Genomic DNA, 13,038 nt, shown 5'->3' with positions numbered 1-13,038 from the left:
ATTCCGAGCATCCTAAACAAAATTTTGCCACTCACATACTAGAAAAGAATCATTCAGCCTTTGATAAGAAAGAAACACAATGCATAGTTGCACACATTTACACTTTGCAACATATTGTATTGTGTTGGCTTTTTTCGTATGAATGGTTGGTTACTCTATCATATGCATATTGTAAAAATAATTGACAATAAATTCATAAAATTGCATCTTAATTTATTATATTTGGACAAGGTATGACACTTTACACATATGAATGGATAATAAAACGCTGTCCCGCAAAATACAAGAGACAGCGTTTTGTTATCAAACTATCGGTTTAGCAGGCTACCTACATAGCGTAATAATTCATTCGCAGATGAAGAATTATAGCCATGCTCATCAATTAAGCGTGCAACAACATCATTAATTTTCTTAAGCTGATTTTCGTCTGGTGTTTTCGTTGATGTTGTAATTTTCACTATATCTTTTAAATCAGCAAATAGTTTTTTCTGAATCGCTTCGCGAAGGCGCTCATGTGAGTTATAATCAAAGCGTTTTCCTTTACGCGCATAAGCAGAGATGCGAATTAAAATTTCTTCACGGAATGCTTTCTTAGCATTTTCTGAAATTCCAATTTGCTCCTCAATTGAGCGCATTAGCTTTTCATCTGGACTCATTTCCTCACCTGTTAATGGGTCACGTAATTTTGATTTATTGCAATATGCTTCAACGTTATCTAAGTAATTATCCATAAGTGTCTTCGCCGATTCTTCATATGAATACACAAATGCTTTTTGTACTTCTTTCTTCGCAATTTCATCATATTCTTTTCTTGCTAATGAGATGAAATTCATATAACGCTCTCGATCTTCATTACTAATTGACGGATGCTGATCCAACCCGTCTTTTAGCGATCTAAGTACATCTAATGCGTTAATAGATGGTACCTCTTTTCGAATAATTGTAGAAGAAATTCGGTTAATCACATAACGAGGGTCAATACCGCTCATGCCTTCATCTTGATATTCACGTTGTAGCTCCTCTACATCAATCGCATTATAACCTTCTACCGTTTCTCCATCATATAAACGCATCTTTTTAATTAAATCAATATCTGGACGCTTCGGATCTTTTAAACGAGTTAAAATGGTAAACATTGCTGCAACGCGAAGTGTGTGTGGTGCAATGTGAACATTGGATACATCACTTTCACGAATCATTTTTTCATAAATATGTTCTTCTTCACTCACTCGTAAATTGTATGGGACAGGCATTACAATAATTCTTGAGTGTAATGCTTCATTTTTCTTGTTTGCTATGAAAGAACGATACTCCGTTTCATTCGTATGCGCTACAATTAATTCATCTGCTGAAATAAGCGCAAATCTTCCTGCTTTGAAATTCCCTTCTTGCGTAAGCGATAATAAATGCCATAAGAACTTCTCGTCGCATTTTAACATCTCTTGGAATTCCATCATCCCACGGTTTGCCTTATTTAATTCTCCATCGAAACGATATGCTCGTGGATCTGATTCTGAACCATATTCTGCGATAGTTGAAAAGTCCAGACTACCTGTTAAATCCGCAATATCTTGTGATTTAGGATCAGATGGGCTAAATGTACCAATCCCTGTACGACGATCTTCCGAGAAGAAAATACGCTCTACAACGACATCCTCAATTCTTGAACCATACTCTTGTTCTAGACGCATCACGTTGAGAGGCGATAAATTACCTTCAATTCTAACTCCATACTCATCAAAGAAATCATCCCGTAAATGGTGCGGAATTAAATGAAGCGGATCTTCGTGCATTGGGCATCCTTTAATTGCAAAAATTGCTCCTCGATCTGTTCGTGAATATGTTTCTAATCCTCGTTTCAACATCGTAACTAATGTTGATTTCCCTCCACTAACAGGACCCATTAATAATAAAATACGTTTTCTAACATCTAATCGTTTTGCAGATGGATGAAAATATTCCTCTACAAGACGTTCTAAAGCATCCTCTAATCCAAATAGCTGATTACTAAAGAAATTATACTTTCTTCTACCATCTACTTCTTCAATTCCAGCATCTTTTATCATATTGTAAATGCGAGAGTGTGCTGTTTGAGCCACCCATGGTCTTTCCTTCACAAGCTCTAAATACTCCGCAAACGTACCTTCCCATTGTAAGCGTTCTTCTGCTTCTCGATGCTGTTCAATTTTTTTTAGAATATCCATTATAGCTCCTCCCCCATCTCCTTGTTCAATCGGATTATTATAAAAGGTATGCTAGGATGTCCTCAAACATTCTTTAAATCAAAATGAAATATACAGTTGTGCTATAAAATTCTCTCCAAAATTCAAAGAAAATTCTGTATAATATAGGTATTAAAGTTTTTACACCTCTATTCATTTTAAATAAATTCTTTTCTTCCAAGAACATTACATACATTTCGATTCATATTTCAGATTCGTAAACTGAAAAATAGGAGGGATATTAGTATGAAATTATTATTAATTTTAGGTGTATCACTCACATTTCTTACAGCTATTTTTACATCTGGTTACAATGATAAACCTGGGACACAAAAAAAGTGATGTGCTAAAAGCACATCACTTTTTTATAAATTATTTATAATATATATTTTCCACATCACATTTTGATAGTGGTTTGCTATAGTAATAACCTTGTACAAGCTTCACATTCTTTTCTTTCAAAAATTGTATTTGTTCCGCTTTTTCTACTCCTTCTGCAATTACATTTAATTCCAAAGTATGAGCTAAATGAATAATTGCAGCTGTAATATTCGTATCGCGTTCATCTACATGTATACCTTCCATAAAAGAACGATCAATTTTCAACGTATCAATTGGATAAGTTTTCAAATAACTTAAAGATGAATATCCCGTCCCAAAATCATCTAAATGAATCTTTAAATTTTGTTCTTTTAATTGTAGCAATACTCTTTTCGATATGTCTTTATGTATAAGGGCTCCTTCTGTAACCTCTATTGCTAGTAGATGAGCTGGTACATTGTACTTATGTAAAGCTCGTGTAATCATCTCTATTAATGTGATAGAACGAAAATGTCTGGCTGAAATATTAACTGCAATCGGGACAACTTCATATCCTTTATTTAACCATTCACGTATTTGCTTACACACTTCATTTACTACCCATTCATCAAGCTTAATAATAAAACCTGTTCTTTCTGCCAGCGGAATAAATTGATTAGGAGAGACAAATCCTAATTCTTTATTTTTCCACCTTATTAAAGCTTCCATGCTAGCTATTTTTTTCTTTTCAATATTAATTTGCGGCTGATAATATAAAAAGAATTCATTTTTTTCTATAGCACGATGTAATTGGTTTTCTATTATAAATCTTTGTTCACGCTCACAATCTAATCCATTACAATAAAAATGATAATACCCTTTTCCTTTTTCTTTCGCTTTTTCCAGAGCAGCATCAACTCTTTGGAATAATATTTTTTCATCTTCTCCATCTGTTGGAGCCATTACAATTCCGATTGACGCACTTAAATACACGTCCTCTTCCTCGATTACAAAATGTTCACTAATTTTTTTTAATATGCTTTTTGCAACTACCTCTACACGTTCTTTCGTTATATTTTCTATTAACATAACAAATTGATCATCGTGCTCTCTAAATAAGTGCATACCGCCTATTTGGATACTGCTTAAACATTCTGTCACCTTTTGTAATACTTTATCTCCTTCTTTATGACCAAAAGTATCATTAATAAGATGAAATTCATCTAAATCTATAAAGATAAACGCAAAATCTATCTTCTCATTTAAAAAACAATTTAACTTATTTGTACATGAAATTCTATTCATTAATCCTGTTAACTGGTCATAATAAGCTAAATATTCCGTTCTCATCTCATTTAATACTTGCCTTGTAACATCCCTCGTAACAATATAAACTCCAACAATTTCACCATTCACAATAATTGGAATAGTTCTCAAAGAAATATAGAGCTCGTACCCTTCTTTATGAACATATTTCTTTGAAACAATTTGCTTCGCTTTTCCTTGCATGGATCCTTTAAATATAATTTGAAAATCTTTTTCATATTCTTTATTAATAAATTCAAAAATAAATTTATTGTTTAATTCTTCATATCGATATCCAAATATTTCATACGTTGCTGGATTTGCATATGTAATTCTACCTATAGAATCTATAGATATAATAGAGTCATTATTATATTCTAGTAATGACTTGAACAACATTTGTTTTTCTTCTATTTCAATCTTCTCCTCAATTTGAGCTGTAATATCCCTCGTAATACAAATAATAAACTGACATACTCCTTCTTCATCAAATACAGGATTAAGTGAAGATTCATAATGTAAATTACCAGTTGGTAAACTAACTACATCACAAAAGGTATGTGCTTTTGCTTCGCTCGCTACTTTTGCATATTGCACTTGCAATATTTCTGCCGTATCTTCCGGCAATACTTCAGAAAACGTTTTTCCATAACACTCTTCGCTTAGCTTCGCATAATCCATACCTATCTTATTTACATAAATATATTTAAAGGTTTCATCATCCATAACTTTCACAATAAATACTAAATCTTGAATAGCATGTAATAATCCTCTTCTTATTAAATCCATATCTATCATACTTAAAAAGGTATTTTGATTACTATATCGTTCCTTCATATTTATCTCAACCCGTCTGATCTATTTTTATTCATATATCCCCATTCTATATGAATATGTATCCTTTTTTAAATGTATGATTACATATTATTTTTATTTTTAGAAAAAAAGTCGCCATATGGCGACTTTTAATAAACAATTTCTAAATCTAATCCTGGATAATTTTGTTGACGGAATGCTTCATAAATTAAAATAGCTGCTGTATTAGATAAATTTAATGAACGCACTTTATCAGTCATTGGAATACGTAAACAATGATCGAAATTTTCTTCGATTACATTAGCTGGTAAGCCGTTTGTTTCTCTACCAAATACAAAGTAGTAATCCTTCTCACGTTTACTATAATCAAACGCTGTATGAGCTTTCTCGCCATACTTTGTTAAATAGAAGAACTCACCGTCTTTATTTTTCTCATAAAACTCTTCAATTGAATCATAATACGTAATTTTCACGTGCTGCCAATAATCTAATCCTGCACGCTTTAACATTTTATCATCCGTTGAAAATCCAAGCGGTCTAATCAAATGTAATTCTGTTCCAGTTGCTGCACAAGTACGAGCAATATTCCCTGTATTTGCTGGAATTTCTGGTTGATATAAAACAACATGTACTCCCACGCGATATTCACCTCTGTTTTTTGTCTACTAAGTATTATACCACTTGAACGAAAAATCTCTACCCATTAATAATATGAAAGAATTTATATTTCATTTGTGGTGTATATTTACTAGAATCTTCATAGTTCCAATAACGCCGACGGCTATTCGCTGAATGTGCATTTACAAGTGGCATACCATCTGCGTCTTTTGCTACTACAATCGTCGTATGATTCCACCTACCATCATCCTCGAAATCATAAGCGATGACATCACCAAGAATAAGGTCCTCTGGCCTTTCTACAGCTTCAGCTCGAAGTCCTGTTGTAGCACCTGACAAATACCAATAAAAAGAGTGTGCGACAGCCCAGCTCCAACTCCACTGATTCTCCCTTTGCCACCATCCTTTGCGAATGTTAGGATATCCATTCATTGGTACTTCTCCAGTATGAAGACATTGCGAAATAAAATTCGTACAATTATCAGGGAAATTACGATATACAGGGTTTCGATCATCCCACCAACGCTCTGCATATTTAACTGCCTCTAACCGGTTGTACTGATAAGAACCGTACTTCTCTTTTGTAACTTCCCTTTCTAATGTCTCACTCATCCCAACTGCTTCTGGCACTTCAATAGCATAATCACCTATTACCTGGCTATTATTTAAACAAACTCTTCGTTTTAGTTGTTCCTCTTCGATATAAAATAATTCTTTATGCTTAATTAAATATTTAAAATGTATTTGATAATCAATTTCTTGATGATTGCTATTATTTAATTGTCTCATGAAAGAAACATCCGCAGTTGCTTTCACTATCTCTGCATTACGCTTTTGAAATAATCGTTTCTTTCTTTGTGCTATTTGTAATAAGTCTTCAGCAATACCATCTACATTTGTTCGTTTCTCTGTTATATATGCTAAAAATTGTTGTACTTGCTTTTCAATATTTATTTTTACAACCATTTCGTCTCCCTCCCATATTACAATATGACAAAGGGAGATATTATCTACTCTTTTTTCTGCGCTAACAATTCCAGTCCTCGATTCATTTCATGGAGAACCTCTTCATCTTTCTCACGTTGCATCGCTTTTTCAATAGCTTCGCCCACACCATCCCCACCAATTTTCCCAAGTGCCCATGCTGCTGTTCCGCGAAGTACCGGTCTTGGATCGTCTTTCATCACACCAATTAAATCAGGAATTGCTGATGCCTCTTTAAAATGTGCAAGTGCCAAAATTGCATTTCGTTGCAATGGCTTTTTACCTCTCCATGAACCAGACATAATTCCATATTTCTCTTTAAAATCACGATTGCTAATTGTTAAAAGTGGTGTTAACAACGGCTTAACTAATTCAGGGTCTGGTTCCATCTCAGGATGATTATGAAAATCCATTCCTTTATTTTTCGGACAAACTGTCTGACATGTATCACATCCATAAATACGATTTCCTATTTTGTCGCGGTATTCTTCCGGTAGGAATCCTTTCGTCTGTGTTAAAAATGCAATACATTTCTTCGAATCTAACTGTCCTCCTTGTATTAAAGCACCTGTAGGACAAACATCAATACATTTTGTACAGCTCCCGCATTGATCTTCTATCGACTGGTCTGGTGGAAAGGGCACATTTGTAATCATTTCTCCTAAATATACATATGAACCAAATTCAGGTGTAATAATGGCGCAGTTCTTACCGCTCCATCCAATGCCGGCACGCTCCGAAACAGCCCGATCACTTAATTCACCCGTATCAACCATCGACTTAACTTCTATATCGGGAAGTTTTTCGATTAAATATGCTTCTAATTTTTGCAAACGATCTCGTAAAACAAGATGATAATCTTGTCCCCAAGAGGCACGACAAAAAATACCGCGACGTTCTCCGCGCTTACTTAATGGTGCATTTTTTAATTTTGAAGGATACGCTAATGCAATCGCAATAATTGATTTTGCACCAGGTAGTAACAGCTGTGGGTTCGTTCTCTTTTCTATATCAGACTCTTCAAATCCAGATTGATAATTTAATTGTTGCTGCTGGATTAGCCTCTGCTTTAATTCCTCAAATGGTGAGGCACTAGCAAAGCCTATTTTATCTATACCAATTGTTTTACTATACGCAATTACATCTTGCTTTAATTGTTCAAAATCCATTCTTAATCGCCTCCTCAGATGAATCCATCCTTTATGTAACGATCTATTGGTTAGCAATTCACTTTTTGAATACTATTCTTTACTTCTATTTTCGCATACAATTATGTTTTTCAAACATTAAAAAACGCAATGCCTCGTTTATCTCGGAAACGAAACACTGCGTTGATCACAATTTATAGAAAAACATTTAATAAAATTTGGAGCGGGTGAAGAGAATCGAACTCTCGACCAGAGCTTGGAAGGCTCTTGTTTTACCACTAAACTACACCCGCAAATATGAAATACATATAAGATATTAGAATAACTTATGTAAAGTAGTATAGCATGTACAAAAAGCGGAAGCAAGAATTTTATCGAAAAAAGTCGAAAAAGTGATGAGATACTCATCACTTTTTCAATTCTTTATCAATGGCCTTCTTCATACTGTCGAAATCAGGGTTTGCAAGATTCCCGTTTACATATACTGAAGGAGCACCTTGAACTTTTAATTTTTGAGCACGATCTGAATCTTTACGTACTTTTTCTTTTATTTCTTTACTGTGTAAATCTTTCTTAAATTGTGCTACATCAACTTTCGGAAGCTTCTCTTTCACAATATTAAGAAGCAGTTCTTCTGTAATCCATTCTTCCGTATCTTTCTTTTGACTTTGATAAATCTCATCATAGAAAGTCCAGAATGAATCTTTATCTTGTTTATAAATTGCTTCACCAGCCGCTGCACCTAAATCAGAGTCTTTTCCGATAAATGGGAAGTTAATAAAGTATAACTGCACTTTACCTTTATCGATATACTCTTCTTTTAATCGTGGTAATACTGTTACATCCCAAGTACGACAAGCAGGACATTTGAAGTCTCCAAATTCAACTACCTTAACTGGGGCATCATCTTTCCCTAAAGATTGTTGTGTGGAATAAGCAAACATCTCATTCCCTTTATCTTTTTTGTCATTTATGATGCTATACGCAATTGTTCCGATTACAATCAATACTGCGATAGAAAAAACTATACCAAGAGCCATGAGTTTATTTGATTTCATATACATTCCTCTTTAAATTCATATTCTGTATACAGCATTGTACACAATACACATAATATCAACACTTATATACGTCACGCAATGAACACGCTCACATAAATTACAAAAATACAATAATTGTGACGATATTGTGTCACAATTTGTCACAATTTATTCAAAAAAGGAAGCTCCTATGTAGGAACTTCCTTTAGCTTACTGCTTTTTCACGAGCACTATTTAACATCGACTGCTCTGTTTTTATATCATGACGAATTACTAACTTCTCACTAACTGCTTGCACATACTCATCATGATTAATATAGCCTTCTTTCTCCATCAATCTCAAAACGACATTTCGTCTCTCTACGGCCTTATCATAATTTTGTGCCGGTGAGTAATAAGCAGGTGCCTTTACTACAGCAGCCATCATCGCACTTTCAGCTAGCGTTAATTGACTTACCTTTTTACCGAAGTAAAGGTTTGCCGCTTTTTCAATTCCCCATGCTCCTTCTCCGTAATAAATATTGCTTACATACAATTTTAAAATTTCATCCTTCGTAAATGTACGTTCAATCTTTTTCGTATAGAAAATCTCTTTCCACTTACGAGAAAATGTACGTTCATTTGTTAAAAAAGCATTTTTGGATAACTGTTGTGTAATTGTACTTCCACCTTGTACAACACCACCAGCTTTTATATTCTCGACAGACGCTCTAACAATCGCTATATAATCTAAACCGTTATGATGATAAAACCTTTTATCTTCTGTCGCAATAAATGCATGTGTCAATGATTCTGGCACCTCTAACTTAGCCGGCACATGTAATTTACTAATATCACTTTGCTCGATCATCACATTTCCAACGAATAATAACGTACAACTTAACAATAATAATAATATAATGGCTTTATAAAAGAATTTAGTCATTGGATTTAATGCAACTTTTTGATGATAGTTCATCCTAGATAATACTCGTTCTTTCATCTTGAACACCTCTTTTCCACACAGTGTATAACTCTTACTTTAAGAATACCTTGTTGTAAAAAAACATCCCATCGATTTCTCTTACACGTACCTTACATCATTGTAAGGTATAAAGTGAAACTTTAATCAGTGGGGGTTTTCTTCATCCCCCACTGATTATTAGCCCTCACCAATCGGACTTTTATGGGCAGCCCGACCCCCACCTAAATTCTTTGCTTTCGCTGCATTTTGAGGTGGGGGGCTTACTGCCCATTAAAGCGGGATAAAAAAGTATTGTATCACAGTCTTTTTTTATCTACTATTCATCTGAAATATTGAATATAGATTATGCTAAACCAATAACAGAGCATACCTTAAGCCTATTATATTCCCCTATTAAAACATCCTATTTTCATTATATCATCTACAAATATATATATTTGTAAGTATCTAGTAATCTAAATGTATACAATATATCATACATTATACAGAACAAATGTTCTCAAAATCAATACTAGCACTATTATTATTTTGACCTTTTTCTTAAACAGTATACAAAAAAGAGTAGTGATTTGATTGTATCTCAAACCAGCTACTCTTTTCTTTACAATCTACCTATTAAATTATACGGCTGCACTTCCCACGTTTCGTACGGAATACAATGCGTTGTTCTCATCGCATCAAGCGTTCTGGATTTCATATGAGGACGCGTTATATACTCATCTATGTTCTCTTCATTTAAAGCAACAAATTTAGCCTCTTGTATTTCTTCAGGTTGAATTTTTATTTCACCACTCATATATGCTACTTTAAAAACGACAGCTAGAATATGCATAGAAGCATTATAATAAACTCCTGTAATACCGATAGGCCTCACAGTTAATCCCGTTTCCTCAAGCATTTCCCTACAAACTGCTTGATCGAGCGCTTCTCCTTCTTCTACCTGCCCTCCCGGCAACTCCCACGTATCCGATCTCCAATGTACTTTAGCTAATAACACCTCGTCTTTTTCATTTGTTAAATAACCTGCTACAGCAACGATATGCTTTGGTGCTTTATGTTCCATATTAAAAACCTCCTAGCAATAATGAATATTTCACATATCCCTATAAGCATATTCCCTGTCTACAACGAAATACCTTTACTAATTCATCCTCTTAATCACATTCATAAAAAGAAGCCCCTATCCGTTAAACGAAAAGGGGCTTCTATCGTATTATTCTCCTAAGTCTACGTTGTGATAAACTTGTTGCACATCTTCTAAATCTTCTAATGCATCAACCATTTTTTCAAATTGCGCTTGTGCATCTTCAGGAAGTGTTACATCACTTTGTGCAAGCATTGTTAATTCAGCAACTGTGAATTCTTCAACACCAGCATCTTTAAGTGCAGATTGTACTGCATGGAATTGGTCAGGCTCAGCATACACGATAACAGCATCTTCTTCTTCAAGAATATCACGTGCATCCACGTCTGCTTCCATTAAAATTTCAAGAACTTCATCTGATGTTTTACCTTCAAGGCCGATAACAGCTGTCGCATCAAACATGTAAGCTACAGAACCGTTCACACCCATATTACCACTGTTTTTGCTAAATGCAGCTCGTACATCTGCTGCAGTACGGTTTACGTTATTCGTAAGTGTATCTACAATTACCATAGATCCATTTGGTCCGAATCCTTCATAACGAAGTTCATCATAATTTTCTTCTGAACCGCCTTTTGCTTTTTCAACTGCACGATCGATAATTGTTCTTGGAACATTGTATGTTTTCGCACGTTCTAATACAACTCTAAGCGCTTGGTTCGATTCTGGATCTGGCTCGCCTTGTTTTGCTGCCACATAAATTTCACGTCCAAATTTCGCGTATATACGGCTTGTATTTGCATCTTTTGATGCTTTTTTATCCTTAATATTATTCCATTTACGACCCATACTTTCCACTCTCTTTCCCGTTTTAAATCTACATAAAAATATTAATATGAAATATAATGTGTATTCAACACATTTTTAAAAGAAATATAAAAAGTTCATCTTTGATTCATATTACAGACATAATATAAATCACTATCATTTTGTTCTTTCGACAAGTTATATTATACATGAATTCCTACGTTTATTACGAATTTTAGAAGCACATAGTATAATTTAACAAAAAAGCTGATATCATTTTCCATAATATTCCTATATCTTCTTTCTATTGTTGTATAATAAAAATAGGAAAAAATTTAAAGGGGAAATGAGGGAGAATTATGACACATTCAAACGAAAAAACACACATGGTCTTAAAGGAATAGGAGAAAAGCTAAACCCAACTATCTATCAAGTGAGATTCATGAAATTAGACGCACCAATTCAATTCGAGTCGTTTCCTGGTTTAAAGGAATTAGGAGACTGGTTGAGTACTTCAACGCACATGTGGGCGTGCCAATCAACTATGTACAAGTACAACAGAGCAGAGTTTGAAAAGAGGTTTTTAGAAATTACAAACTTAACCGTTAATAATGTACTAATATCTACTGGTGGTGTCGGATTTAACTTTATGCCACCTGGGTGGAGAAATTCGCTCTAGAGTGCTTGAAAAGAATAATGGAATTAACAGGATAAAAATGAATATTCGTTTTTATCCTGTTAATCTTTCGTAGTCTTTGCCAGTTTTAATTCTGCTTCTATTAATAATGTTCTACGTTTACTCACCGCACACGACCTTCCGCATACTTTTAGTGCTTATTTTACCGTCTAATGAAAATACAAAAAATCTCTATACAATTAGTATAGAGATTTTTTATTACGCCGTTCGTGATACCGATGGTCGGGGTCGAACCGACACTCCCGAAGGAACACGATTTTGAGTCGTGCGCGTCTGCCAATTCCGCCACATCGGCACAAAAGAAAAGGCGGCAACCGGATTTGAACCGGTGATAAAGGTTTTGCAGACCTCTGCCTTACCACTTGGCTATGCCGCCATATAAAGTTTTATTGGAGCGGAAGACGGGATTCGAACCCGCGACCCCAACCTTGGCAAGGTTGTATTCTACCACTGAACTACTTCCGCAAAATGGCTGGGCTAGCTGGATTCGAACCAGCGCATGACGGAGTCAAAGTCCGTTGCCTTACCGCTTGGCTATAGCCCATCGAATTCTTACTTAATTATATGTAAGTATCCATTAGATTATTTGTAATTTTTAAAATAAAAATGGGGCGACTGATGGGAATCGAACCCACGAATGCCGGAGCCACAATCCGGTGCGTTAACCACTTCGCCACAACCGCCATGTTGTATAAATATATTTGGCAGGGGCAGTAGGAATCGAACCCACACTGGAGGTTTTGGAGACCTCAGTTCTACCTTTAAACTATGCCCCTATGTAAATGGTGGAGGGGGGCAGATTCGAACTGCCGAACCCGAAGGAGCGGATTTACAGTCCGCCGCGTTTAGCCACTTCGCTACCCCTCCGAAACTTACATGGTGCCGGCTAGAGGACTTGAACCCCCAACCTACTGATTACAAGTCAGTTGCTCTACCAATTGAGCTAAGCCGGCGTATATGATTAAGATAAATGGTGGCTCGGGACGGAATCGAACCGCCGACACGAGGATTTTCAGTCCTCTGCTCTACCGACTGAGCTACCGAGCCTTATTA

General features: G+C 35.1%; 9 protein-coding genes, 10 tRNA genes and 1 pseudogene. 1 reads left to right on the top strand and 19 read right to left on the bottom strand.

The annotated features are described in order from the left end of the window. Window positions 1–308 precede the first annotated feature (308 nt). From Q9B79_RS21600 to Q9B79_RS21555, 10 genes are all read right to left on the bottom strand, one after another. The gene (locus Q9B79_RS21600) at window positions 309–2,204 is read right to left on the bottom strand and encodes a PrkA family serine protein kinase (RefSeq protein WP_000353283.1); all 1,896 of its coding nucleotides are present in this window, start codon (window positions 2,202–2,204) and stop codon (window positions 309–311) included. 390 nt (window positions 2,205–2,594) lie between these two features. Further along, window positions 2,595–4,664, bottom strand: a complete 2,070-nt coding sequence (locus Q9B79_RS21595) for a sensor domain-containing protein (RefSeq protein WP_306187486.1) — start codon at window positions 4,662–4,664, stop codon at window positions 2,595–2,597. Between the two features lie 128 nt (window positions 4,665–4,792). Beyond that, complete coding sequence (gene trmL / locus Q9B79_RS21590; protein ID WP_000538147.1) at window positions 4,793–5,281, bottom strand: tRNA (uridine(34)/cytosine(34)/5-carboxymethylaminomethyluridine(34)-2'-O)-methyltransferase TrmL; 489 nt, start codon at window positions 5,279–5,281, stop codon at window positions 4,793–4,795. A 58-nt stretch (window positions 5,282–5,339) separates the two neighbouring features. Then, complete coding sequence (locus tag Q9B79_RS21585) at window positions 5,340–6,227, bottom strand: amidase domain-containing protein (RefSeq protein WP_306187483.1); 888 nt, start codon at window positions 6,225–6,227, stop codon at window positions 5,340–5,342. A 44-nt stretch (window positions 6,228–6,271) separates the two neighbouring features. Next, window positions 6,272–7,414: a tRNA epoxyqueuosine(34) reductase QueG gene (gene queG / locus Q9B79_RS21580; protein ID WP_306187480.1), complete on the bottom strand. Its 1,143-nt coding sequence runs from the start codon at window positions 7,412–7,414 to the stop codon at window positions 6,272–6,274. A 198-nt stretch (window positions 7,415–7,612) separates the two neighbouring features. After that, window positions 7,613–7,686, bottom strand: a tRNA-Gly gene (locus tag Q9B79_RS21575). A 114-nt stretch (window positions 7,687–7,800) separates the two neighbouring features. Continuing rightward, window positions 7,801–8,451: a DsbA family protein gene (locus tag Q9B79_RS21570; protein ID WP_000841312.1), complete on the bottom strand. Its 651-nt coding sequence runs from the start codon at window positions 8,449–8,451 to the stop codon at window positions 7,801–7,803. 187 nt (window positions 8,452–8,638) lie between these two features. Beyond that, window positions 8,639–9,415 carry a transglycosylase domain-containing protein gene (locus tag Q9B79_RS21565; RefSeq protein ID WP_306187477.1) on the bottom strand — a complete coding sequence of 259 codons (777 nt, stop codon included), beginning with the start codon at window positions 9,413–9,415 and terminating at the stop codon, window positions 8,639–8,641. Window positions 9,416–9,998: 583 nt separating this feature from the next. Further along, window positions 9,999–10,460 (bottom strand): NUDIX hydrolase, encoded by a 462-nt coding sequence (locus tag Q9B79_RS21560; RefSeq protein ID WP_306187475.1) that lies wholly within the window; start codon window positions 10,458–10,460, stop codon window positions 9,999–10,001. A gap of 150 nt (window positions 10,461–10,610) precedes the next feature. Then, complete coding sequence (locus Q9B79_RS21555; protein WP_001974580.1) at window positions 10,611–11,330, bottom strand: YebC/PmpR family DNA-binding transcriptional regulator; 720 nt, start codon at window positions 11,328–11,330, stop codon at window positions 10,611–10,613. Window positions 11,331–11,647: 317 nt separating this feature from the next. Between Q9B79_RS21555 and Q9B79_RS21550 the strand changes: the two are divergent. Beyond that, window positions 11,648–11,967 (top strand): annotated as a pseudogene (locus Q9B79_RS21550) (DUF3884 family protein). 231 nt (window positions 11,968–12,198) lie between these two features. On the opposite strand, the gene Q9B79_RS21545 reads toward Q9B79_RS21550, so the two are convergent. The 9 genes from Q9B79_RS21545 to Q9B79_RS21505 all read right to left on the bottom strand — a co-directional run bounded on the left by Q9B79_RS21545 (window position 12,199) and on the right by Q9B79_RS21505 (window position 13,032). Continuing rightward, window positions 12,199–12,280, bottom strand: a tRNA-Leu gene (locus Q9B79_RS21545). A gap of 10 nt (window positions 12,281–12,290) precedes the next feature. Next, window positions 12,291–12,361: transfer RNA gene (locus tag Q9B79_RS21540), tRNA-Cys, on the bottom strand. 14 nt (window positions 12,362–12,375) lie between these two features. After that, a tRNA-Gly gene (locus tag Q9B79_RS21535) sits at window positions 12,376–12,450 on the bottom strand. Window positions 12,451–12,454: 4 nt separating this feature from the next. Then, a tRNA-Gln gene (locus tag Q9B79_RS21530) sits at window positions 12,455–12,529 on the bottom strand. 63 nt (window positions 12,530–12,592) lie between these two features. Then, window positions 12,593–12,668 (bottom strand) — tRNA-His (locus tag Q9B79_RS21525). A gap of 19 nt (window positions 12,669–12,687) precedes the next feature. Further along, window positions 12,688–12,761: transfer RNA gene (locus Q9B79_RS21520), tRNA-Trp, on the bottom strand. Window positions 12,762–12,768: 7 nt separating this feature from the next. Continuing rightward, window positions 12,769–12,852: transfer RNA gene (locus Q9B79_RS21515), tRNA-Tyr, on the bottom strand. Between the two features lie 10 nt (window positions 12,853–12,862). Further along, window positions 12,863–12,938 (bottom strand) — tRNA-Thr (locus tag Q9B79_RS21510). A gap of 18 nt (window positions 12,939–12,956) precedes the next feature. Continuing rightward, window positions 12,957–13,032 (bottom strand) — tRNA-Phe (locus Q9B79_RS21505). Between the last annotated feature and the right edge of the window lie 6 nt (window positions 13,033–13,038).

The organism is Bacillus sp. MHSD_36, from assembly GCF_030757775.1.
In the GTDB taxonomy this organism is placed as follows: Bacteria; Bacillota; Bacilli; order Bacillales; family Bacillaceae_G; genus Bacillus_A.
This window is presented reverse-complemented; position numbering and strand designations above follow the sequence as displayed.